19 protein-coding genes and 1 pseudogene are annotated in these 25,416 nt (G+C 32.8%); 3 read left to right on the top strand and 17 right to left on the bottom strand.

All coding sequences use genetic code 11. The features are described from left to right. Positions 1–152: 152 nt before the first annotated feature. From ISP02_RS00545 to ISP02_RS00485, 13 genes and pseudogenes are all read right to left on the bottom strand, one after another. Complete coding sequence (locus tag ISP02_RS00545) at positions 153–452, bottom strand: DUF2316 family protein (RefSeq protein ID WP_195719716.1); 300 nt, start codon at positions 450–452, stop codon at positions 153–155. Between the two features lie 251 nt (positions 453–703). Then, positions 704–1,915 (bottom strand): MFS transporter, encoded by a 1,212-nt coding sequence (locus ISP02_RS00540; protein ID WP_195719714.1) that lies wholly within the window; start codon positions 1,913–1,915, stop codon positions 704–706. 100 nt (positions 1,916–2,015) lie between these two features. Then, complete coding sequence (locus tag ISP02_RS00535; protein ID WP_195719712.1) at positions 2,016–2,564, bottom strand: TetR/AcrR family transcriptional regulator; 549 nt, start codon at positions 2,562–2,564, stop codon at positions 2,016–2,018. A 302-nt stretch (positions 2,565–2,866) separates the two neighbouring features. Further along, positions 2,867–4,291, bottom strand: a complete 1,425-nt coding sequence (locus ISP02_RS00530) for a sugar porter family MFS transporter (RefSeq protein WP_195719710.1) — start codon at positions 4,289–4,291, stop codon at positions 2,867–2,869. 41 nt (positions 4,292–4,332) lie between these two features. Continuing rightward, positions 4,333–5,754 (bottom strand): L-arabinose isomerase, encoded by a 1,422-nt coding sequence (araA, locus tag ISP02_RS00525; RefSeq protein ID WP_195719708.1) that lies wholly within the window; start codon positions 5,752–5,754, stop codon positions 4,333–4,335. 11 nt (positions 5,755–5,765) lie between these two features. Further along, entirely contained in the window at positions 5,766–6,461 is a 696-nt protein-coding gene (locus ISP02_RS00520) for an L-ribulose-5-phosphate 4-epimerase (protein WP_195719706.1), read from the bottom strand. Further along, complete coding sequence (locus tag ISP02_RS00515; protein WP_235980482.1) at positions 6,430–8,049, bottom strand: xylulokinase; 1,620 nt, start codon at positions 8,047–8,049, stop codon at positions 6,430–6,432. Before ISP02_RS00515 ends, ISP02_RS00520 begins: the two co-directional genes overlap by 32 nt. Positions 8,050–8,194: 145 nt before the next feature. Next, positions 8,195–9,283 carry a GntR family transcriptional regulator gene (locus ISP02_RS00510; RefSeq protein WP_195719704.1) on the bottom strand — a complete coding sequence of 363 codons (1,089 nt, stop codon included), beginning with the start codon at positions 9,281–9,283 and terminating at the stop codon, positions 8,195–8,197. A gap of 106 nt (positions 9,284–9,389) precedes the next feature. Continuing rightward, positions 9,390–10,064 (bottom strand): alpha/beta hydrolase family protein, encoded by a 675-nt coding sequence (locus ISP02_RS00505; protein ID WP_195719702.1) that lies wholly within the window; start codon positions 10,062–10,064, stop codon positions 9,390–9,392. Positions 10,065–10,193: 129 nt separating this feature from the next. After that, positions 10,194–10,742, bottom strand: coding sequence for a TetR/AcrR family transcriptional regulator (locus ISP02_RS00500; RefSeq protein ID WP_195719698.1), 549 nt, complete (start codon positions 10,740–10,742; stop codon positions 10,194–10,196). 268 nt (positions 10,743–11,010) lie between these two features. Continuing rightward, positions 11,011–11,943, bottom strand: coding sequence for a glycine betaine ABC transporter substrate-binding protein (locus ISP02_RS00495; protein ID WP_195719696.1), 933 nt, complete (start codon positions 11,941–11,943; stop codon positions 11,011–11,013). Positions 11,944–12,465: 522 nt separating this feature from the next. Further along, a pseudogene (locus tag ISP02_RS00490) lies at positions 12,466–14,620 on the bottom strand (MMPL family transporter); the annotation flags it as partial. Positions 14,621–15,012: 392 nt separating this feature from the next. Beyond that, positions 15,013–15,144 (bottom strand): beta-class phenol-soluble modulin, encoded by a 132-nt coding sequence (locus ISP02_RS00485; protein WP_195719693.1) that lies wholly within the window; start codon positions 15,142–15,144, stop codon positions 15,013–15,015. A gap of 591 nt (positions 15,145–15,735) precedes the next feature. On the opposite strand from ISP02_RS00485, the gene ISP02_RS00480 reads away from it, so the two are divergent. Together ISP02_RS00480 and ISP02_RS00475 are read left to right on the top strand one after the other, a co-directional pair. Then, on the top strand, positions 15,736–16,419 hold the full coding sequence (locus tag ISP02_RS00480; RefSeq protein ID WP_195719691.1) for a flavin reductase family protein: 684 nt from the start codon (positions 15,736–15,738) through the stop codon (positions 16,417–16,419). A gap of 35 nt (positions 16,420–16,454) precedes the next feature. Continuing rightward, on the top strand, positions 16,455–17,786 hold the full coding sequence (locus ISP02_RS00475; RefSeq protein ID WP_195719689.1) for a YjiH family protein: 1,332 nt from the start codon (positions 16,455–16,457) through the stop codon (positions 17,784–17,786). Positions 17,787–18,259: 473 nt separating this feature from the next. Here the strand turns inward: ISP02_RS00475 and ISP02_RS00470 are convergent, their stop codons facing one another. The 4 genes from ISP02_RS00470 to ISP02_RS00455 all read right to left on the bottom strand — a co-directional run bounded on the left by ISP02_RS00470 (position 18,260) and on the right by ISP02_RS00455 (position 23,805). Then, positions 18,260–19,597, bottom strand: a complete 1,338-nt coding sequence (locus ISP02_RS00470) for an APC family permease (RefSeq protein WP_195719687.1) — start codon at positions 19,595–19,597, stop codon at positions 18,260–18,262. An 85-nt stretch (positions 19,598–19,682) separates the two neighbouring features. Continuing rightward, entirely contained in the window at positions 19,683–21,164 is a 1,482-nt protein-coding gene (locus tag ISP02_RS00465) for an aldehyde dehydrogenase family protein (protein WP_195719685.1), read from the bottom strand. Positions 21,165–21,182: 18 nt separating this feature from the next. Continuing rightward, positions 21,183–22,547, bottom strand: coding sequence for an aminotransferase family protein (locus ISP02_RS00460; protein ID WP_195719683.1), 1,365 nt, complete (start codon positions 22,545–22,547; stop codon positions 21,183–21,185). A gap of 16 nt (positions 22,548–22,563) precedes the next feature. Then, a complete protein-coding gene (locus ISP02_RS00455) occupies positions 22,564–23,805 on the bottom strand; it encodes a M20 family metallo-hydrolase (RefSeq protein ID WP_195719681.1) in 1,242 nt (413 codons plus the stop codon). A gap of 194 nt (positions 23,806–23,999) precedes the next feature. Here ISP02_RS00455 and ISP02_RS00450 point away from each other — a divergent pair, with 194 nt between their 5' ends. Then, positions 24,000–25,412: a sigma-54 interaction domain-containing protein gene (locus ISP02_RS00450; protein ID WP_195719679.1), complete on the top strand. Its 1,413-nt coding sequence runs from the start codon at positions 24,000–24,002 to the stop codon at positions 25,410–25,412. Positions 25,413–25,416 lie beyond the last annotated feature (4 nt).

The raw sequence follows: 25,416 nt of genomic DNA, 5'->3' as shown, positions 1-25,416 counted from the left end.
AGTTATTTCGTTTAGCTTATATTAACTTAAATTACTATAAATACTTTAACCTTTAATTATATCTACGCAATCATAATATATACAGAAAACGGGAGACTTGCTTTTTAGACTACCTTCCGTCTTCTTAATGATAAAAATTCATTAAAACATGGTTATTGTAAGAACCAATAGTCTTCTTTTTCACCTTGTAAATAAGTATAACCTCTTGGGATTTCACCATGATCTTTTATATCATTATCGATAGCATCACGAATATTCCACACTAAGTGTATAAATGTCTGCAATTTATCTGCAAAAAATCCATTAGATGCATCCATATTCAATACCTTCTCGATTTGCGCTATCGATAAATTCATTTGTTGGGCTAAATCTTCTTCAGTTAGTGAAGATTGTTGGAAATGCGCAATTAATTCTTCACTTGTAATACGTCTTTGTTCTTTATTTAAAGTCATGATATTAACCCTCTTCCTTTTAAAATCACAATTATAGTACATATTAGTGTTAATACTTATTTTTAAGTTAAATTGTTAGCATTAATCATTTACTAGTTCAAACACTACATTTTACAATAAATTACCAACATAAATATGTTACGTACAATATAACATATTTATCTTATGCTATGAGCTTATATTTTAATTTTCTAGTTAAATTAACAAATTACCAATTACATGCTTATAGTTAAATAATTAGTATTTCTTGTTCAATTATTTAACTCTTGTTCAATAACTTCTTTATTTTCTTGTTGCATTTGCGTATATTCTTGCCCTTTTTCTATTAGGCTAGGTTTCACTTCAACTTTTGGATACATCATTACTGCACTAAAACCTACTAAACCGTGTACCATAAATGTCATAGCGTAGTTTAAATGATCTATTAATGTTCCCGCAACCATTGAGCCTATGACTTGCCCAACAGCTAACATTAAAAACGGAATACCGATACCTAACGAAGCATTTTTCACAAATATTGTCACTCCCCAAACTAACAACACGCCTGTCAGAAAGATATAGCTAGCACCGAAAAGCGAAGAAGCGATAAATGGTATTAACCATATTTTAGAAGTAAACACTAATATTATCGAAGCTAAAGATAATAGAGTAACGCCTAATACATAAGCAAAACGTAATCCGCGTTTATCGATAATGCGACCTGAAATGCCGCCAACCACACCTAATATTCCTATTAAAATCCAAAATATTGATAATTCAGTATTCGAATAATTATTTGTATTTTCTATAAAAGATTTCGAAAAGGTCCAAAACGGAGCTGTGGAAAATCCTAATACCGTTGAGGCAAAAATTATTTTTTTACTCGTATTAATATCCCTAATATTTAATGACCCTGTATCAATTTTGATGTTTTTATTCAAAGCAGGAATGGCATAAAAATTCCAAATTAAAACAATTAAAGCAATACCACTGTATATAAGGTATGTCATCCTCCAGTCTAAAAAGATGACCATTGCAGTAAATCCTGTGAACATTAAGCCAAAACTTGTACCTGAATTTATCCAAGTATTTGCCTTACCTTGTTCTGGCCACTTAATCCATAATGAAATCGTGTAACCATATGGCGGAGAAACTAATCCCGTACTTGCACCAGCAAATATGACGCCTAGAGAAAGCATTAAGCTGTTAGACGAAGTGCTAATTAATATTAATCCCATAAATACACTTAAACCAGATAACATTATCATATTTTTAGGTCCAATTTTATTAGTACGTAAAGTAGAATAAATTATCGTAAAACAATACGACAGATAGAATAACGAAGATATTAACCCCGCAGTTGATGCACTTATATGCATATCACGAGAGATGTTAGGTAAGAACAGACCAAAGCTAAACCGTCCCAAACCATACGTCGTTGCTATCATTGCTATGCCAGGTAACACTAATTTAGAGAATTTCATTTATTACATACTTCCTTTTTTATATAGAACGTTCATTCTATTTTTATAGTAAAAGATACGAGATTGATTATTAGTCAATCTCGTGATTCAAGTTTTTTACTTAGATAGCCTCATCAATAAATAAATTAGCTACATATATTGCATGCTTCGCAGCTTCATCTACGCCTATTAAAGTGGTCATAGACGTAGTGCCTTCCATCAATATCGTATAACGAATAGCTAAATCATGACCATTTTTAAATCCTGACTCGATAGCAAGATTTTCTAAATAATTGAGTAAACGCTGCTTATGACCTCTAGCAATAGATTCAATTTGGTTATCGGCATCAGTATAATCCTCTATCGCACGCATGAACATATCACCCGTATACGAGTAATCATTCAACCATTTGCAATGTCCCTTAACTGCAGCGATAAATGGTTCAGATTCTTGTATTTTTACATTTTCATCCAAATAATGCCAATAACGTTGCTCACGTTGTTTTAATACCTCTTCGATTAATTGCTCTTTAGAGTTAAAATGATTATATAACGTCATTGTAGCAACATTAGCCTCTGTAATTATTTGTTTCAAACCCACGCCATTAAAGCCATTTTCATAAAATAACCTTTCAGCAACTTCTAATAAATCATCTTTTTTCTTAGACATAAAAATCCACTCATTCAACTAGAATAATCGTTCTACCTAAAAGTAACATATTTCATTTTAAACTGTCAAAATGAGGTTGCTATAGTCTTAAAATTGTATATAGCAAACTAAAATCGTTCTTTTCATATTCAAATTATCAAAACTATTGTAAAGTAACTTCTTTATCAGCATTGCATTCGATGGACAATATGAAAATGTATATATACCTCTCAACTATATAGTTAGAGAGCTAAAACACATTTAAAGAACTTATGAATAAAAACTACCTATCTAAATAGGTAGTTTTATAGGTAGCTTTAATTTTATTTTAATTGTGTAATTTCTTTTCTATCAATAGCTTGTTCTTGGTCTTTAGATTTACCTTTTAACTCTCCAAGTTTTTCGATTTCTTCTAAAGTTCGTCCTTTTGATTCAGGTAAGCATATTTTCACAAACAATACGCCTACTAAACAAATAATTCCGAATATAGCAAATACTAATTGTTGAGAAAAATATGCGGTCATTATTGGGAATAATAATCCTACTAAGAAAGAGCCTACCCAATTTAGTGATGAAGCTGCGCCAGATGCCAGCCCTCTAATCGCTAACGGGAATATTTCACCAACAATGACCCAAGTTAATGGTGCCCAAGTAAAAGAGTAAAATGCTACATATATACTTAAAAATACAACTATTAAAATTGGACTAGTCGAAGGTGCAAAAATGTGAATGATGGCTGGTAATATAAACGATAATCCCATAACAAAGCCACCGATCATTAATAATGTTCTTCTTTTAAATTTATCGGCAATTGCTATAAATAGTAATGAACCTAAGACTAATATTACCCCTTGAATAATCGGCCACATTAAAGCTGAACTTGCAGTTTTTCCGGTTGCCTGTTCGACAATTAACGGAATATAATAAAATATTGCATTCGCGCCTTGAAATTGTTGGAAAGCTGCTACCCCTAAACCTGCAACTACCAAATATTTATATTTTCCATTAAATAACGTCGCAAGTGAATGATTCGTTAAAGTTTTATTCTCTAATTGAATCGTATTTTTGATTTCATTGTATTCCTTTTCAACTTCTTGATTATTTCTAATATGTGTTAAAACTATTTTAGCTTCTTCAAATTTTCCTTTTTTAATTAAAAATCGTGGTGATTCAGGTAATTTTAATACACCTAGGTATAAAATCAATGCTGGTATAGCTGCGATGCTAAGCATTAATCTCCAACCAATTTCTATAGGTAATTCTCTGAGAAAATAATCTACAATATATGAAATGAGCATTCCTGAGACTATCATAGTCTGATTAATGCCTGACAACTGACCACGATATTTAGCAGGCGCCATTTCTGACATATAAGCAGGTACAAGAGCAGAAGATGCACCAACCGCAATACCTAATATTATTCTTGATATAATTAAGAAATAACTACCGTCATGAGGCGCTACGCCAGATAAAATAGAACCTATTATAAAAATAATAGCTGAAATTAAAATCATTTTTCTGCGCCCTAATTTGTCTGATACCCTGCCAGCTAATATACCTCCAAATATAGCACCTAACATAACTGAGGACGTAATTAAGCCAATAATCATTCCATTATCTATATTCCAATCTTCTTTCAAAAATGGTAATGCGCCAGTCATAACCCCTATATCATAACCGAAAAGGATCCCCCCGAATGCTCCAAAGAAATAAATAAATCGATTCGAAACTTTACTATTTAATTTCATCCCAACCACCCTTTATGTTTAATCCATTTACTCAAATGAGATTATTGTATTAATTCATATTCAGCGTTAAATAATTTAAATAATGATGTAATCTGTGGAATTGTTAATTCTAGTGAAAGCACAGAATGGTGACCGCCTCCTGCTTCTATCCATCTTCTAATCCCTTGTTCAAAAGAAGGCTTTACATCCCATAAAATTCGAGCGACTGGTAAATTTGGTGCTGATTCATCTACAGCTTTGGCATTAATTTCATTAACGATGAATTTGTAATGTGTACCTAAATCTACCATCGTCACCATAACGCCTTCGCCTTGTTTGCCGTCAAAAACAAGTCTTGCTGGGTCATCTTTCCCACCTATACCTAAAGGATTAACTACAATTTTAGGCTTTGTGCTAGCTAATGTTGGGTCTACCTCTAACATATGAGAACCTAAAACATGTGTGTAACCCTCCCTCATATCATATGTGTAGTCTTCCATAAAACCAGTAGCTTTATTTTGTGTTGTGATTTTTAACAATCGATCTAAAGCTGCCGTCTTCCAATCGCCTTCACCTGCAAAGCCATAGCCTTGTTCGTTTAGTCTTTGCACCGCTAAACCAGGAAGTTGCTTCATACCATGTAAATCTTCAAAATTAGTGGTGAATGCAGTGTAACCACCCTCATCTAAAAATTGTTTCATAGCTATCTCATATTTAATTTGCTCTATAACCGACTTTTCAAATTCGTCTTTACTGTAATCTCTATAATCAAAATCATAAGCTTCTTTATATTTTTCAAATAACTCATTAACTTCTTTTGCTGAAACTTTATTTACATATTCCACTAAATCTCCAATACCGAAATAATCAACAGTCCAACCAAATTTAATTTGTGCTTCTATCTTATCCCCTTCGGTTACTGCAACGTTACGCATATTATCTCCAAATCTAGCTACTTTTAAGTTAAAGCTTTCATTATAAGTGTTAGCAACATGCATCCATTCATTGATTCGTTGTTGAACTAATGTATCTTCCCAATGCCCAAAGACTACTTCATTATTTTTATTCAAGCGTCTGTTAATAAAACCATATTCTCTATCTCCATGAGCTGACTGGTGCAAGTTCATATAATCCATATCAATATCTGACCATGGAATTTCTTTATTAAACTGAGTTGCTAAGTGTAATAATGGTTTTTGTATTAACTGCGTTCCTCTAATCCAGGTTTTAGCAGGAGAAAAAGTGTGCATCCATGTAATTACACCAACGACATCATCTCTATAATTAGCTTCTTTCATTATATTTTTAATAACATTCGCAGATATCGCTAATTTTTCTTGCAACTTGATTTCAAAATCTAAATCAGCAGTATTATTCAATGTTTCTACTATGGTTTCAGCATTATGTTTTACTTGTGCTAATGCCTCATCCCCATATAATTCTTGTGATCCAACTACAAACCAAAATATTTTTGATTGTTTCATTAAAATTCCTCCTAATTTTGACCATAATAAGCATTTACGCCATGTTTTCTTTCGTAATGTTTATCTAAAATTGATTGCGGTAAAGTCTCAGCAAATGGATTTAGTTGTCTAGTAAAAATATTCATTTTGCATACTTCTTCTAAAACCACTGCATTCATCACGGCATTTTCACAATTCTTTCCCCAAACAAAAGGTGCATGACCATGTAATAATACGGCAGGTACTTCCCAATGGTTTAATTCACGCTTTTCAAAAGTTTCTATAATGACTTTTCCAGTTTCATATTCGTAATCTCTATTTATTTCATCGACATCTAAAAATCTGGCACATGGAATCGAACCATAAAATGTATCTGCATGTGTGGTTCCCATAGCCGGTACATCTAGCCCAGATTGAGACCAAGTAGTTGCCCAAGGAGAATGTGTATGTACAATGCTCCCAATATCATTAAATTTTTTATATAAAGCAGCATGCGTAGGCATATCAGATGATGGTTTAAGGTTTCCTTCGACTACTTCACAATTCAAATTACAGACGACCATATCATCAGCTTTCATTTTGTCGTAATCTATCCCACTTGGTTTGATGACAAATAGTTGTTGTTCTGTATCAAATGCACTGGCGTTACCCCATGTATATTTAATCAACCCTCGTTTAGGTAACTCTAAATTAGCTTTATAAACTTCTTGTTTGAGTTGCTCTAACATCCTTATCCTCTCCTAAATACTGATTAGCATCCTTCTCGATAGGCAAACCATCTTTAATTCTCTTTAAATAATTTTGAAAATTTCGTACTTCTTTTTGAGTCGGTTCTACTGTCACTTCTTGATTATTTATAAACACTCTTTCATTTAGAAATTGTTCTAAAGTTATTTGCTCATCTAATGACGCATAGTGTGCTAAAATACTGATTCCCCATGCACCGCCTTCGCTTGCTGTTTCCATTACAGTGATACTTTCTTGTAGTACTGAAGACAATACTTGTTGAGCTATTTTCTTAGTTTTAAAAATGCCACCATGTGCTATTAATTTATCTAATTTAATATTTTCATTAGTCTGTAATAAATCCATACCAATTTTCAATGTACTAAAAGCACTATATAAATTCATTTTCATAAAATTAGCTAAGTTAAATTGATTGTTAGGTAGCCTAATAAACAGTGGGTAACCGACATCAATATCGGTAATATTTTCACCAGAAATATAGTTATAAGATAATAAGCCACCTAAATCGTCATCACTATTTAATGACGCCTCAAATATTTGTCCGTACATCTTTTCAGATGAAAATTTAACCCCCATAGTTTCCAATACTTCAGCAAATAAATCCATCCAGTCATTAATATCAGATGTACAATTATTAACATGAATCATTGCAACTTCTTTTCCATCAGGTGTAGTAACAACGTCAACTTGCGAGTAGTAATTTTTCAACTCATCATCTAAAACTATCATCGCAAACGCACTAGTTCCAGCAGATATATTTCCAGTATTTGCTCTAACCGTATTTGTTGCTACCATGCCAGTACCAGCATCTCCTTCAGGAGGACACATAATACAACCAGACTCAAGATTGCCAGTTGGATCTAATAACTTGGCTCCTGTATCAGTTAAATATCCAGCATTATCACCTGCCAATTTAACTTGAGGCAATAACTTTTCAATTAATAAATCACTACCATTTGATTTAAACAAATCACGTGTTTTATTCAATAAGTCTAACCGATAATTTTTACTATTAATGTCTATTGGGAACATGCCGGAAGCATCGCCTAACCCTAAAACTTTCTCTCCTGTTAAATACCAATGTATATATCCTGATAACGTAGTAATAAATTCAATTTGATTAACATGCGCTTCGTTGTCTAAAATTGCCTGATAAATATGTGCAATACTCCATCTTTCAGGAATGTTAAAGTTAAAATATTTTGTCAGTTTTTGGGCAGCTTCTTTTGTATTACCATTACGCCATGTTCTAAATGGTACAAGTAAATCATCATACTTATCAAAAGCTAAATAACCATGCATCATTGCACTTATACCAATAGAATTAATTTGTGTTAATGTAACGCCAGTTTTATCAAGTAAATTTTGTGCCATTACGCCATAACTTTTTTGTAATCCTACCCATATATCATTCGCAGAGTATGTCCAAAATCCATCTATAAAATTATTTTGCCATTGAAAACTACCTGAGGCTATAACATTCATTTTGTTATCAATCGCTATCGTTTTTATCCTTGTTGAGCCTAATTCTATGCCTATTGAAAGATCTTCACTCTTTATTTTATTCAACTTTTAACCTCCTAAGAAACCGCTTACATTTAGATTATTATATTTGTACGTATAAGTCAATATATAAAAATTATTAATACGTACAAATAAATTAAGTAAATAAATAAGGACCCTTCTATTAAAGGGCCCTTTTAAACTATTCATTTTAAATTTTTTTTATATCTTTGACTGAACTTCTTTCAATTATATACGTATCAATTAATTCTGACTTAAGCTCATTGTTCTTTTCAATTGCTTCAATAATTAAATTAGCCGCTTTAGTACCTAATAATTCTTGTGGATGGGCAGTAGACGATAAATTCAATTCTTTTAATCTACTTAAAATAGAATTATCTTCGCCAACTATTGAAATATCTTGTGGTATTTTTAAATTGCATTGTCTCAAATAGTGAATAATATCATATGCTATTTCATCGTTATAGCACACTAAAGCAGTGATATTAATTTTATTATTACTTATATGTTCAACAATTTGTTCTATAACTTTTTGTCGACTTTCAGTGTTGTATGTATATATATTTTCACCCTTGAATAATTTATTATTTTTTTCGAATGCATTAAAATATCCCTTCATTCTAAGTTTGCCTTGATTGTCGTCAATTTTTGTAATTAATGCTATTTTTTCGTGACCTTTATCGATAAGATATTGTGTTGCCAAATAACCTGATTTCACATCATCTATAGCTATATAGGGTAAATTTAACTCTTCATAATTAGCGTTTATCATTAAAATTGGAATATCTCGTTGTTTAAATAAAGGATAATAAGATAAATTAGGGTTATAGACATTGCTTTTAGTGGGTTCAACTATTAGGCCTGAAACGCCTTGATTTAACATCATTTGTAAACATTGCTTTTCATCTTCATGATTATTATTTGTGCTAGCCAATATTAAAGAATAGCCTTGGCTTTTTAATTCTTTTTCAATACCTCTAATGATATTTGGAAATATGTATTCAGATAAATATGTTACGATCACACCGATTTTTTTCAAACTTTTATCTTGTTTAGCACTTAAATATTTATTACTCACATAGGAGCCTGATCCTTTTTTCTTTTTAATATAACCTTCAGAAACTAGCAAATCCATTGCTTGTCTGATCGTATAGCGACTTAGATTATATCGGTCTTGAAATTGTTTTTCTGTAGGTAAGAGCATCCCAATATAATAATTTTTATTAATAATTTTTTCCTTAATTTCGTCTGCTACAATTTGATATTTTGGCTTATTCATTATTGAAAATCTCTCCTAAAATCGTCACTTTTACTAATAAATTTTATTATATCATATGAATAATTGATTCACCTTGGTGAAATTTATGCAATAACTTTCAACATTCTTACTTATTAACCCACTCAAATAAGTAAGAGAATACTGGATGCTCAGGATTTACACACTCCATATGAGGAAGGTCATTGAAGACGAATAAATCCAAATTAGCACTCGCAAATTTGCGTACAAAATCGAATGTATTGTCGACGACGACTCTATCGTCATTCTTACCATGTATAATTAATGTTGTAGCCGAAAGGTTCGCCTTTTCAATAGGGGAAGCTTCTTTCATTAATGCCTTATCGTCACCGAAATATGCTTTAGCAGCATTTTCTCCTAATTCATAATCATAAGTGAAAGGTACATCAGTAACTGGCGCTAAAGCAACTACGCGATCAACATTCGCTTCATTTAACAATGCGAGTTGTCCTCCTACTGAATGGCCTATAAGTGTAATTTCTTGGTTATCGTGATAATACTTAGATTGTTTGAATTTAGCTATCGCAGCTTGAACATCATCGTTAGGTATAGGCCATTTGTTTTTACCACGGCGATATTCTACCGTTACGACATTAAATCCTTCAGTATTAAACTTTTCGAATAGTGTATTAACATTCTCTTTAGTGTGTTTTTGACGCCAATAACCCCCGTGCACAAGTATTAACCATTTATCACTTTTGTCATCGTTAACATAAATATCGAAAAATTGTTCATCATCATTACCGTAAAATACGCTTTCCATTTTATTTCACCCCATGTAAGTTCATTTTTAATTTACTTTAATTCTAATAAATCCACTCACTAACACGATGCCAAACAGTTCTTAACAACTTTAGTTACTAAAAAAAGTGTATTATTTCTAAAGGCATTATTATAACGGCATTATTGTGTTTTTAAAAAAATAGAATAATTCTTCTGCATCATCATCGTAATCATTATTAATCCATTTTTTTAATACTTCTATTAATCCTGCACTCATAAAATCACACAACATTTTAGGATGCTTGGATGCGCGAATTTTTAAGGATAATTCATCACTTTTTAAACATGATTCGTCATACATCAATTTGCTGTGCACTTGGATTAATTCTTGATAAATATCTACTGACTTTGCTGAAGTAAATAAATGCCGGAATACCATCTTGTTTCTTTCAAAATATGACACAAAAGCTTCGACGAATGAATCTGTATCTAACTCATTGACGCGCGACTTTAATGAAGATCCTATATATTGTGCAAGATAGTACAATAAATCGTATTTGTCTTCGAAATAACGATAAAAAGTGCTACGATTAATTTCTGCCGCTTCACAAATTTGTTGTACTGTTATCACATCAAAATAATTTTTATAAAGTAGTTGATAAGTTTCATAAACAATATGTTGAACAGTTCTTTTCTGTACTGGTGATTGTGGTTGCATAACTTTCTCTCCTCAAACTTAAAATGCTTTACATGATATACTTAGCCGTAGCTTATCACAAGCAAACATAAGTTAACAAAGAGAGACATCTTAAATTTAAATTTGATTACCTTACCTACAATAAAATTTCACATTTTTTTCACATATAAAAATTCCCCATTCGCTGAATGAGGAATTAATTACCTTCCTACACTCTCCGAACAGGGAAATCATGTACATTAATATTTATACAGTTTAAATAGCTCCTAATCCACTTTATGCTTTATTCTTAATTGCCGACGTTTTCTGTCCAGTCATCAACTTTGTTGTCATGATCATCTACATAGTCTTTTGCAGTTTGCTCAGGGTTTTTGTTGTCGACGAATATTTTTTTAGATAGGTTTTCTTCGTCTTTTTTACTCCAATCATCAGCCATACGTGTCGCTATTTTGTATGCGCCAGGATGATTTTGTTTAAACTCTTTGTTAAAGACTAAATCGATATGTTGATCTTTGTTGCCATATACTTTATCAGGATCTTCTAACATTTTGAAATCTAATTCTTTATTAATCCAACTTGGGTCCATAGCAGTGAAGACTATTGGTTTTTGCTGCTTATATGCACCTTGAATTTTTTTGAATTGATCTTGGTCTGAAGATTTTTTCAGACTATATTTTTTTAAATCATTTTCGCCAATCTCATCTTTAGTTTGTTTCATTATGCCATTACGTTCATCTGTACCTTGGATTGTCCAATCCACTGATTTACCGAAATCTTTATTTTTCAAGTCACGGATAGAATCTACGTCTTGTTCATATTTAGGTACAGCTAATCCTACTTTCGCTTTATCAATTATATGATTTTGATTGTATACTGTAACTTTATTTTTAAATTTGTCGTAATACTTTTTATCTGTAGATGGGAATATACCATCTGCATGAAATTGGTTTTTATCTTCAGAAACTGAAGCATAGAGTGGACCACTTGCTTGAACTGGTGTTGTTGTAACGTTATAGCCAGCTTTCTTCAGTACTTCAGCAATTACTAATGAACGTGCTGTTGAGTTATCTGAAGCAATGTAAGGAATTTCAACATCTTTACTACCTAAAGCTGTTTTCTTATTATCCGACGAGCCACCGCCATTACCACAGGCACTTAGCACTAGGGCTAAGGCTAATGTGGCTACAAGGCCAACCATTTTAATTAAACGTCGCTTAATCATTCATCGCTTCCTCCTTTACCTTTTACTCTAAATCTCCGTAGCCATTATTTGTATGTTCATTTTTATATTTGTCATAAACTGCTTTATTATTCACTCGAGCATATAACATTAAGGCGTTGAAGACGATGTCTTGATCTGATGTTTCTTTAGCCAACGCTTCATATAATGCTGTAGTTTTTTCAATTTTATCTTTATTCATATCTTCATGAGGTTCATAACCCGCATATTGTGCAGACTGATAATCACCTTGTTCATGACCATTGCCTTCTTGCGTATACAATGTTTCATAATCAATATCTTCATCTTGTTGTACACTTGTACCGAAATAACTCGGCGGTGCTTGATGAGTAAAATGATCGTGACCATTATTATTAAAATGATTAGGTTGTTCATTCTCATAACCCATATATGATGGTTTGCGACTATCTGCGTATTGTCGATTTTGTGCATCAGTATCTGTATCTGTATATTCATCATAATCATTAGTAACTTCAGTTGCTTGTGATTCATTTGAATTTGAACTTTGTTCTAATGCTTTACCTTCAATATCGATTTCAGGCATTATGCCATCTAACCATTTAGGTAAATACCAAGTCGCTTTACCAAATAGTTTTGTCAATGCTGGAATGATCAGCATACGAACAACAAATGCATCAAATAGTACGCCGAAACCTAGAGCAATACCAATAGATTTTATCGTTGAATCATCTTGGAAGACGAATGAAATAAATACACTGAACATAATCAAGGCCGCAGCAACGATAACTGGTCCACTTTGTTTAATACCAACTAAAATCGCATGGTCATTGTCACCAGTCTTGCTATATTCTTCGTGTACACGCGTCATCAAGAAGAGCTCATAGTCTATGGCGAGACCAAAGAGTATACCAATTACGATAACCGGTAAGAATGCCAGTACTGGTCCAGTAGCTTCAACTCCAAAGAGATTTCCTAGGAACCCATCTTGCATAACTAGCGTTGTGAATCCTAACGTTGCAGCAAGTGAAAGTACGAAACCTAACACTGCTTTTAACGGTACGATAATTGAACGGAATACAAATGCAAGCAAGAGGAAAGCAATTGCAACGATAACGCCAGCGAATACTGGGATTGCGTTATTCAGTTTTTCTGACATATCAATGTTAATTACACTTTGACCTGATATTTCTGTATCCAAGTCATATTTCTCTTTTGCCTGACTATTATAATCACGTAACTCATAAGTTAAATCTTGTGTAGATTTAGCGTTAGGTCCTGCTTCAGGTACAATTGAAAGCAATGCATAATTATTATTGTCATTAAGTTGTGCTTTAGCAACTTTATCTACATGATTTAAATCTTTAATGTCTTCGCGAATATTGTCTAAATCATTTTCGACATCTTTTTTACTTCCATCATCTTTAGTATTTACTAACATGACAATTTGACCATTATAACCTTCTCCAAAGTTATCTGAGATCATTTTGTATGCTTTATGTTCTGGTGAGTCTAATGGTTTCAGACTGTTATCAGGCATACCTAAACGCATATGACTAACTGGAATAAGTGCCAGAATTAAAATAATCAAGCCAATAAGCGTTGCGATTACAGGTTTACCAACAATAAATCTACCCCAAGGACTACTTTCAACATTTTTATCTTTAGATTTTTCTTTGTCTCTCTTCGTAGTTAACTTAATACGCTTATGGAAAATGCTTATTAGTGCTGGTAATAAAGTTAACGCTGCTAATACTGCGAATAACACACTAATAGCAGAAGAGAATCCCATAACCGCTAAGAAGTCGATACCCACTAATGATAGACCACAAACTGCTACCATAACTGTTATACCAGCAAATATGACCGCACTACCTGCAGTACCTACGGCTAAGCCAATTGCTTCTATAGGGTCTTTACCTTTTTTCGCAAGTTCTTTATATCTAAATAGTATAAAGAGTGAGTAGTCAATCCCCACGGCAAGACCAATCATAATTGATAGCGTTAATGTGACATTTGGAATATCAAAGACATAAGTTAGTAAACCAATAAGTCCAACGCTCGTACCTAAACCAATTAGCGCACTAACAATCGGCATACCTGCTGCAATGATAGAACCAAATGTAATTAACAAGATAATAAATGCTGCAATAATACCCACAATTTCTGAAGTACCGCCAGGCTCTGCGTCCATAGCATTTTGTTGAGTTTTTTCGATATGCACATTGTGGTTATCCGTTACATCTTTTAGTTCATTATCGATAATTTTCTTAGATTGATCTTTCATACCGGTCTGCGGTACGACATAGTTAATATCTGCGATAGCTGTATTTTTATCTTTGTTGACTTGTCCGTTATCAAAAGGATTAGAAACATTTTGGATATAATCATCATCTTGACTGATATTATCCAACGCTTTTTCTATGTCTTTCTTCGTGCTTTTTTCTGTTATGCCACTATCTTTGTCGGAATGGAAAACAATCCGCATCGATGCTTTTTGACTATCCTGATGAAATTCTTTACTAATTTTGTCATTAGTATCTAATGACTTCAGACCATTCATTGTAATGTCGTCGTCAAATTTCGGTGTATTAACTGAAAGGATACCAATAATTACTGCAAGTACGATAATCCAAGAAAAAAGAGCCGTCCATTTATGTTTAGCAATGAATGCTCCCATTTTGTACAGTAGTTTTGCCAAAACATTCCCTCCTATATATATTTATTTTATTTTTAAATTATTTAACCTTTACCCTTTTTTAAACACTTAAAGTATTTTAGGTTTAAAAAAATTACAATATCTACTTTAACTTCCTACAAGATACGTGACCACCATTAGATTTTTCTTTGTGTGGAAAAATGCAACACATCTAAATTTTTGTCCTTTTTTATATTTAATAAGTGGTTCATAATGCAGTTAAATGACTTTTTTATAGATAGTAAGATAATTACGTTGGCTAACAATAATGATTAAAAATAAAAAACACTCCCGTTAATTTTCACTACAAAATGAAATTAACGAAAGTGTCTAATTTATATGACAATGCATCATACTTATATTTTTTATTCATTTATAAAACTTAAATTATACGATTAACCAATTAAACCAGAAATTGAGTCAATACCTTTAGCTACTGCGTCTGCAATGCTAGTCCCCATTGATACCCAGTCATGACCTAAACCTGATTTTACTGCGTTTGAAATTGCTTCTACGATACCTGACATAATTTGAACTCTCCTTTAAATTTAAATTATAGTAATTTCACAATGCTTAGGCGAAAGTGTCTACTAGTGTTTTGATTAATTTAATAACTCCGCCGATAATATCCGCTATCATCATTTTAATCATCTCCTTTATTTAATTTATCTAAATTATATTCCACAATATTTATTAATTGTTTAGTTTTGCCAAACTAAACATTTTAAAACCCTAACTGTTACAACAAAAAATTATTTTTACAATATTTCGCAAAATATTAACACTTAGGCAAAATATTGGTATTGCCAATTTTACAAAATCAAGAAATTTAATAGTAATACTATTGTCATTTGTTATGAATAAAGATTCAGATAAATCTTGTTCCAAACGACGCTACATAATGGTACTTAAAATATCTCTAATCCTTGTATGTGTACAATGTAACATCATCACAGTTAGGCCAATCCAAGTTAAATACGGCTGATGAGATAAACTATCGTCTCGTTTTATTATGTATAGGGAAAGACTATAGATTAATAGTTAAAATGTATTAGTAATAAAAACGCCAAAGTGTAAAATGAAATTATATTATTTTATATTTTTAAGGGGGATTTATAATGAATTATTCACCAAAACAAGGAACACGTAGTCACGGTTTACCACACGACCCATTTAAAAGTAGTACAGTGCCAAGACCCATTGGTTGGATTTCTACAGTATCCAAAGATGGACATGACAATTTGGCTCCCTATAGCCAATATCAAAACTTAACTTGGGATCCACCTATGGTTATGTTTGCCGCTAATCAATCTGTGTTAGGTGACCACGACCGTAAAGATACAGTAAAAAACGCTGAAGAAACAGGTTGGTTCGTATGGAACATGGCGACATATGATCTAAGAGAGGCGGTTAATCTATCCGCTAAAGCACTTGAACCAAATGTAGATGAATTTGAATATGCGGGCATTTCTAAAGCACAATGTATTGATGCACCAGCTTCTAGAGTTAAAGAATCCCCTATTCAATTTGAATGTGAATATGTTCAAACTATTCGCATACCTACTGGCGATCCTGTATCAACAGTAGATATCGTTATTGGTAAAGTAGCTCAAGTTCATATCAAAGATGAGGTCATCTTAGATAATGGTAAGTTGGACATTAAGTCAATTAAACCTATCGCTCGATTAGGTTATTATGATTACACTGTAGTCGAAGAAATTTTTGAAATGAAAGCACCAGCAGCATCAAAAGAAGAATTGGCTGGTCTTGAGGGACGTAATTTCGATAATAAATCTGAATAAATTGCCTTACCATCATATTAAGGGAGATGGTTTAAATGTCTAAAGATGCCGAAAAGTCGCAATCTAATAACAACAATTTCTTTAATGGAGTTAAGTTTTTTGTATATAGTCTTATTGGTATTATTATTTTTTTCGTGCCGATAACTATTAACAATACTTCTTCTATTTTATTAGATCATTTCGTCACATGGATAAGTCAGACCTTACCATTGTTAACAAAGGTTTTTATTATGCTTATTATAGTTGCAGGTGCGATACATCCATTCTTAAATGGGACGTGGAAGCGCAGTACTGTCGAAATCGTTTTTAGTTTATTTAAGGTTTTAGGACTTATTATAGGTATAATGCTAATTTTTAATATTGGTCCAACTTGGTTGCTTAGTGAAAAAACCGGCAACTATGTCTTTAATTTCTTAGTTATTCCTGTTGGTATTACGGTCCCTGCTGGAGGCGCGGTACTTGCTTTGTTAGTAGGATACGGATTGCTAGAATTTGTAGGTGTTTATGCTCAAAAAGTTATGCATCCAATATGGAAGACACCGGGACGCTCTGCAGTAAATGCCCTGGCATCATTTGTCGCAAGTTTCGCGGTAGGCTTATTAATAACAAATAAAGAATATAAAGAAGGAAAATTCACACATAAGGAAGCTGTCATTATTGCGACAGGCTTTTCTACTGTGACTGTAGCTTTTATGATTGTAATTGCTAAAACTTTAGATTTAATGACTATTTGGAATTTATACTTTTGGACTACACTTATTGTTACTGTTGCCGTTACGGCTTGTACAGTGAGAATTTGGCCAATTCGTAACATGAAAAATAGTTATTACGACAAGCCTTATGAGGAAGATGATACGAGCCATTTAAAAGGGATGCAGAAGTTGCGTTTTGCATGGTCGAAAGCAATGGAAACTGCAGATTCCTCACCAAATGTAATTAAAAATATCTTGTTAAATTTAAAAGAAAGTTTATTTATGACCATGAGCATATTACCTACTATATTATCAATTGGTTTACTTTGTTTACTACTCGCGCAGTATACAGTTATTTTTGATTATATAGCTTATATTTTTTACCCTTTGACATGGTTGCTACATATACCAGACGCTTTTTTAGCGGCTAAAAGTTCTGCTATTGGTATTACAGAAATGTTTTTACCGTCTTTAATAATAGTGAAAGCACCCTTGATTACTAAATTTATCATCGCCGTAACTTCCGTTTCAACAATTATATTTTTCTCGGCAAGCGTACCGAGCATTCTTGCTACTGATATACCAATACGCATTAGAGATTTGGTTATAATTTGGTTTGAAAGAACAGTCTTAAGTCTAATTATTGTGACACCAATTGCATATATATTTTTATAATAGCGTTAAAAGCTGAGCAATAATTAATTAGTGCGTATCATAATTATATTATACCGGCTAAACAGACCATAGATTCTATCAAAATAACAATCTCTATAAATAACTTTAATAAAGTTACTGGCGAAATTTAAAGAAATATAAACCATTAGAACGGTTTACTTACAGTTCTTCTTGGATGCTTTTTGTACTATATGTTTACAATTTAATACTTAAAATTATTAGCATTTGAGAAGTGACTAAATATACCTCTTTAGTTATTAAGCGACCCATATTATTTACCATTCGCCCATTGAAGTTACGCAACAAGATTTTACCGCATTTGAAATTTGTTCTAGAACAGTCAAGATAAATCATGCACTTACTCTCTTTCTATAATCAATAAATTATAAAGCGCTTATTTTGTCTAATGTAAAATAAGCGCTTTTATACTCTAGTCATTTATAGTTACTCTAATTAAATGATGCTTTATCATGCTAATCTTCCAACTCTTCAAAAGCAATGTCTACTGGCTCTTTCGTTAAGCAACGTGTAGTAATCATTAAATAAATGATGCCTATGATAAACCAAATCACACCAATGACAATTGCAAACTTATTTAAATTCAACCATAGATACAAGATAAAAATAAGGCCTAACCCAGGAAAGATGAGCTCTGTAACTATGTAATAAATATTACTTTTATTATCGAGTGTAAAATAATTTTTCACTACACATATATTCACCACTAGAAATGCAGTAAATGCACCAACATTAACTAGTGATGTCGCCTGTTCTAAATTTAAAAATAAGGCACACAGTGCTAGAATACCTGTGATAATAATATTAAAAACAGGTGTTTTTGTTTTCTTATTTAAGTAGCCAAAGTACCTTTTAGGTATAACATTGTCTCTTCCCATAGCATACAGCAGTCTTGAAGCACTTATTTGTGCAGCTAAACCAGAAGCAAATACCGAAAACATACCTCCTAAGATGAAAAAGATTAAATACGCTTTTCCACCAATGATTGTGGCTATTTCAGGTGATGCACCTTGAATATTCTTTAATATTGATACATTTGGAATTAGTGATTGCATAAAGTACGTTACAGTAAAGAAAAATACGCCACCTATAATCGTAATAAAAAATATTCCTTTAGGTATCGTTTCCTTAGGATTTACTGTATCTTCTGCTAATGTCGTTACAGCATCAAAACCTATGAAACTCATACCTAACAAAGCTGATGCGCCAAAGAATCCACTTAATTCATGGAGTTTTGGCATCAATTCATTTAATGACATAAAGTGCCCTGTACCACTGTTTATATCATGCACAGTTAACGTTATAAACACGATTCCTACAAGTATTTGAACGAAGACTAATCCTATATTAAGCGCAGCCGCAAACTCTATACCAAATATATTTAGCAATGTGATTAGTACTACCAATCCAACTATCCAAGTCCAACCTGGTATTTGTGGCAAGAGTGATGAAATAAATATTTTGGCTAACAATGCATTAATCATTGGTAATGACAGATAAGCTATAAACGATAGCCACCCTACCAAAACACCTACATAAGGATTAATAATATTTCTAGTATAAGCATAGACTGAACCAGATGATGGATATTTTTTTACTAATTTGCCATAACTTAATGCTGTTAATAAAATAGCTAAAAATACAAACACATATGCAAATGGTACATGCCCTGAAGAAATATTGGAAGCTATGCCAAATGTATCAAATACAGCAAATGGTGCCATATAGGCCAAACCAAGTGTAATGATGTGAACAAGTTTAAGCTTTCGTTCAATATGTCTTTCGTCATTCATAAAATCATTCCTTCCATGTATTTGAATACAGGAAATTAATTAATAAAGTCATATCTGATTGCCATGCTTCATCATTATTAAAGTGTTAATCTAAATTGACCCATACACTTTTAACTTCTGTATAATTTTCCAACGCATATGACCCCATCTCACGTCCAAATCCTGATTGTTTATACCCTCCGAATGGTGTTGCAGCATTCGTTAAGTTATAACAATTTATCCAAACTGTTCCAGCCTTTAATTTATTAGCCACTGAGTGTGCATTTTTTAAGCTCTGTGTCCAAACACCCGCGGCTAAACCATATTCTGTATCATTCGCCATGCCAACGACTTCATCGATTTCAGAGTACGGTATTAGTACAACTACGGGTCCAAATATTTCTTCTTTTACAATAGACATCTCTTTGTTAACATTAGTGAAAATGGTTGGCTTCACAAAGTAACCATCTCCGTTTTTTACACCACCTGTAACCATTGTTGCGCCTTCTTTAACACCCTTTTCAATATAAGAAGTAACGATGTCATATTGTTTTTGAGATACCAATGGTCCCATTGTCGTGCCTGCTTCAATACCTATGCCTAAAACAGTGTTTTCTGCATAATCTTTTAATTTTTGTACGACATGGTCAAAAATATTTTCTGGAATAAACACACGCGAACCCGCACAGCATACTTCACCTTGATTAACCATAATGCCACTGAATACGCCGGGAATAGCTTTATCTAAATCAGCATCTTCCAAAATAATATTCGGTGATTTACCTCCGAGTTCCAATGTGACTCGTTTCATCGTATCGGCTGCTTGTTTCATAATTTGTTGACCTGTTGCAGTTGATCCAGTAAATGCAATTTTATTAACTTTTGGATGATTTACTAAATAATGTCCCGCTTCTTTACCGAATCCATTAATAATATTAATTACACCATCTGGAAAACCACTTTCTTTAATTAATTTTCCTAGGTAAAGTGCTGACACAGGGGTTTGTTCTGCAGGTTTTAGAACAACCGTACAACCTGTAGCAATCGCCGGTGCTATTTTCCATAAAGCCATCATTATCGGGAAATTCCATGGGATAATTTGTCCTACTACGCCTATAGGTTCATGTCTTGTATAATTTAAAAATTCTGTGTCTATTGGAATAGTTTGGCCTGTTAATTTGGTAGTCCAACCAGCGAAATAACGTAAGTTTTCAATCGCATTGGGCAAATCACTTTCTCTCACTTCACCCACAGGCTTACCGTTATCTAATGAATCTAATTGTGCTATAATTTCAAAATCCCGCTCCATTAAATCAGCTAATTTAAACATTAATTTTGCTCTTTCATAAGCACTCATTTGCGCCCAAGCACTATCATTAAATGCTCGTTCTGCAGAGTCTACCGCCATATTCACTTCATTCTCTTTAGCTTCATACACAGTTGCTAACGGTACGCTCGTAGCTGGGTTTTCAGCAATAAACGTCGCCTTATCTCTAGGTGTATGCCAATCCCCGTTGATAAATAACGGAATTGGCTTATTTAAAAACGCTTGAACTTCTGGAATTACTTTATTTTGTGTAACAGTCATATAACTCCCCCGTTAAAATTATTTATAAATTGTTTTTTGGATTTCAGATGCTGCTTCATCTACGATATTGATAATATTGTCGATTTCTTCTTCATTCACAATTAAAGGGGGTGCAATAGCTACGATGTTCATACCTGGTTCAAAATCAAATGCACGAATTAATAAATCGCGATTAAAACATTCTGTAATAAGTTGATTTGCTGCTCTATCATCGAAGTCAAATGGTTCATTAGTCTCTTTATCTTTTACTAAATCAATACCTGCTAATAAACCTTTAGCACGGGGATTAGAAAAGAATGAATATTTTGCTTCTAACTTTTTCAGGCCATCTAATAATTTGTCACCCATTTTTTTAGCATGTGACACCCAGTTATCCCTTTCTAAAATTTCTATATTTTTTAGGCCTACCGCACATGCAGTAGGGTGTCCACTATAAGTAAATCCGTGAGGTAACATGTCATCAAATTCATTCAATGTATTTTTGATTTCGTCTCTCATGATAACGCCGCCCAATTGAATATAACCACTTGTAAGACCTTTAGCGACACACATGAAATCAGGTACTACATCCCAATGATTACAGCCGAACATTTTACCAGTTCTACCAAATCCACAAATTACTTCATCAGCGATAAAATGGATATCATTCTTATCACATATACTTCTAACTGCTTGTAAATAGCCGTCTGGAGAAACATGCACGCCACCTGCACCTTGGACGGGTTCAATAATAATTGCGGCAATTTGATCTGCACCCAACTCATCAATTAAACCACTAATACTTTTGTCATAATCCGGATGTGATTTGTCACCTAACTCACATTCAGTTAAATGTGCTTCTGCATTAATAATTTTTTGCTCGAGTATACCTGAGAAATCTCTGTAAGCTCCAATACCTGTAGCACGTTGTGCTGCAATCGTTACACCGTGATAACCTCTTTTAAGAGAAATAATAATATTTTTGTTGTCGTAACCTTTTTGTTGCCAATAAAATCTAGAAAGTTTAAAGGCTGTATCGTTAGATTCTGAACCACCTGATGTATAGAAAATTGCATTTAAATCTCCAGGTGCTAATGACGTAATTTTCTCTGCTAATTTTACAGAAGGTTCATTTGTATAATTATAAAAAGTAGTTGTATATGCCGCTTTAGTCATTTGGTTATAAGCAGCTTCTGCTAATTCTTTATTACCATGACCTAAGTTGACATTCCATAACATAGAAACACCGTCGATATATTCACGACCTTCAACGTCTTTCAAATAAATGCCATTACCTTCATCAAATATAATTTTCGGTCCTTGCTCATAATGTTCTTTTGGATTACTTTGAGGATGAATAATATGTTCACGGTCTAATTCAAATAAGTTTTTTTCGTTCGTCATAATTAACACTCCAATTTTATTTATTATTATTTGCTAGTTTATTTACTGTTTTTAGCAATACTTCTACGCCTTGAATAATATGCTTATCATAAGTTAATTCTGCTTCATTGTGACTAATACCTTTATGACTAGGTACAAATATCATTCCAGTATCCGTCATACCTGCCATATGTTTCGCATCATGCCCCGGGCCACTATACATTTCTAAATTTGAATATTTTAGTGATTCTGTACTTTCTTTTATAACTTGAGTTACGTTATTCGCGAATACAGTCGGTTTAGCCGCCCAGTCGACTGATACAGTAGCTTGGTAATCTTGTTCATTTGATACTGCAGCAATAAATTGCTCTATTTTAGTTTGGCATTCTGTTAAAACACCCTTATTTTGATGACGTATATCTACTATAAACTGCACTTCACCCGGAATAACGTTAGGTACATTAGGTGAAACATCAACCTTACCAATTGTGATATTTAAGCCTTTATGTTTTTCGGCTATTTCATAGATATCTTGTATCACAGCTGTAGCTTTATGAAATGCGTCTTTTCTATCTTGCATCGGTGTAGAACCAGCGTGATTAGATAAACCTTTAATATTAATAGACAACCACGTCATACCTTGAATGCCTTGAACAATTCCAATGTCTTTATGTTCATTTTCTAAAACTGGTCCTTGTTCAATGTGCAATTCAAGAAAACTATGTGCCTCTTTAATACGTTGAGATTCTAATCCCTTATAATTAATATGCTCTAATGCCTCTTCATAGGTAGTTCCTTCATTGTCAGCAAGATTATAGATATATGATTTTTTGAATTCACCTATTAGTCCACCAGAAGCGACCATTGGCTGCGGAAATCTAGCCCCCTCTTCATTTGTAAAATTAATGAGCTCGATAGGTCTCTCTGTTTCTATGTTGTAATCATTTAATGTTTTAATTACCGATAAACCTCCAAGCACACCTAATACACCGTCGAAACGGCCACCATAAGGTTGCGTATCAAGATGAGACCCAATCACAATAGGAGAAGCCTCATTATTTATACCTTTGCGTCGACCATAGATATTACCAAAGTCATCTACGCGAACATCTAATGATTCTTCCTTCATCCAAGAAATAAAATCATCTCGAATTAACTTATCTTCATGAGTTAAAGCTAAACGATACAATCCATTATTTGCCGTCTTGCCAACTTCTGAGCTTTTGTTGATTTTTTCAAACAAATAAGTTTCATCTACTTTTAATTCCGATGTCTCCACATATATCCCCCCTTACTTTGCTATATGCAAACTTCGTGCCAACTTATTTTGACAACTGAATAGTTACAGCTTAATCCTTTTTATTGAAAGCGTTTTCTAATAAAATGAGAATTATATTTATTAATAGTGAGTTACATTTGCATCAATGAGTCACAATTGCATCACTAATAAATGATGAAGAAATGAGGGGTATTATGAATTTAAATACTTTCGAATATAGCGATGAAAATATAAAGTCTGTTTTCAATGCATTAAATGATGGTATCTTCATAACAAATTATGATGGCATCGTAGTATGGATGAATGATACGAGCACTAAACAATTGAATACACCACGTTCTCAACTTATTGGGCAACATATAAGCATTTTGGAAAAGGATGGATTATTTAAACCGTCCGTCACACGTGTCGTCTTAAAAAACAATAAAATGACTACAAAAATACAAACTTCAAATGATTATAAATATTTAGCAACTGGTAAACTAATAAAATTTCCAAATGATCCTCAACAATATGTTTTAGTTCAAGTACGAGATATTACTGAGACAGTTAAATCATCATTGCAACTCGAAAAATCTGAAGAACTATTAAAAAATTACAAGAATGCAATTAACTATGCGCCTGCCTACAAAAAGCACCAACAAGATCAATTGATTAAAGGGAAGAGTGTTAAGATTCAAGAAGTTATGGATATTATTGAACGTATCGCTATCGTGGATACGAACACCTTATTAACTGGGGAAACGGGTGTAGGCAAAAGTAAGTTCGCCAAAGAGATTCATCGTTTAAGCGATAGATCAAATAAACCATTCATTAAAATCAACTGTAGCGCAATACCTGAAACGCTATTAGAATCTGAACTTTTCGGTTATAAAAAAGGGGCATTTACAGGGGCAAATGCTAACGGCAAGGAAGGACTCGTGTCACAAGCACATGGTGGCACTTTATTTTTAGATGAGATTGGAGAATTACCTCTCAGCTTACAACCAAAAATTTTACAACTTATACAAGATCATACTTATGTGCCTATAGGTGCATCTAAAGAAGAAAAAATTAACGTACGAATTATTACAGCTACAAATAAAGATTTGATTAGTATGGTAGAAGAAAAATCATTCCGCGCTGATTTATACTATAGACTTAACGTTATAGATATTAATATTCCGTCATTAAGAGAACGAAAAGAAGATATTCGCGGATTCTTAAATCATTTTACAAATTATTTTAATAAAAAATATAATCGTAACGTTATTCTAGATAAAGTAATACGCTCATATTTAGAAGCATATGATTGGCCAGGTAATATAAGAGAATTAGAAAATGTAATCGAATACTTAGTAGTTATTGCTAAAGATGACAAGATCGACGTATCATTTCTACCTAAAAAAATATTACAAACTAAAGAAACAACAACGACTACAAGCAATGTTAATACCTCTGAAATAGATTCATTACCTGACTATTTAAACAAAATTGAAAAAGACATCTTGGAACAATATCAAAAAAAATATAGGTCAACGAGAAAAGCTGCGGAAGCATTAAAGATTTCTCAAACAACTTATGTAAGAAAACTAAAAAAATATAACATTGACACTCATAATAATTAAAGTT

The sequence above is a fragment of the Staphylococcus durrellii genome, from assembly GCF_015594545.1.
In the GTDB taxonomy this organism is placed as follows: domain Bacteria; phylum Bacillota; class Bacilli; order Staphylococcales; family Staphylococcaceae; genus Staphylococcus; species Staphylococcus durrellii.
The sequence above is the reverse complement of the archived record's forward strand: the minus strand, read 5'-3'. Positions and strand labels throughout refer to the sequence as shown.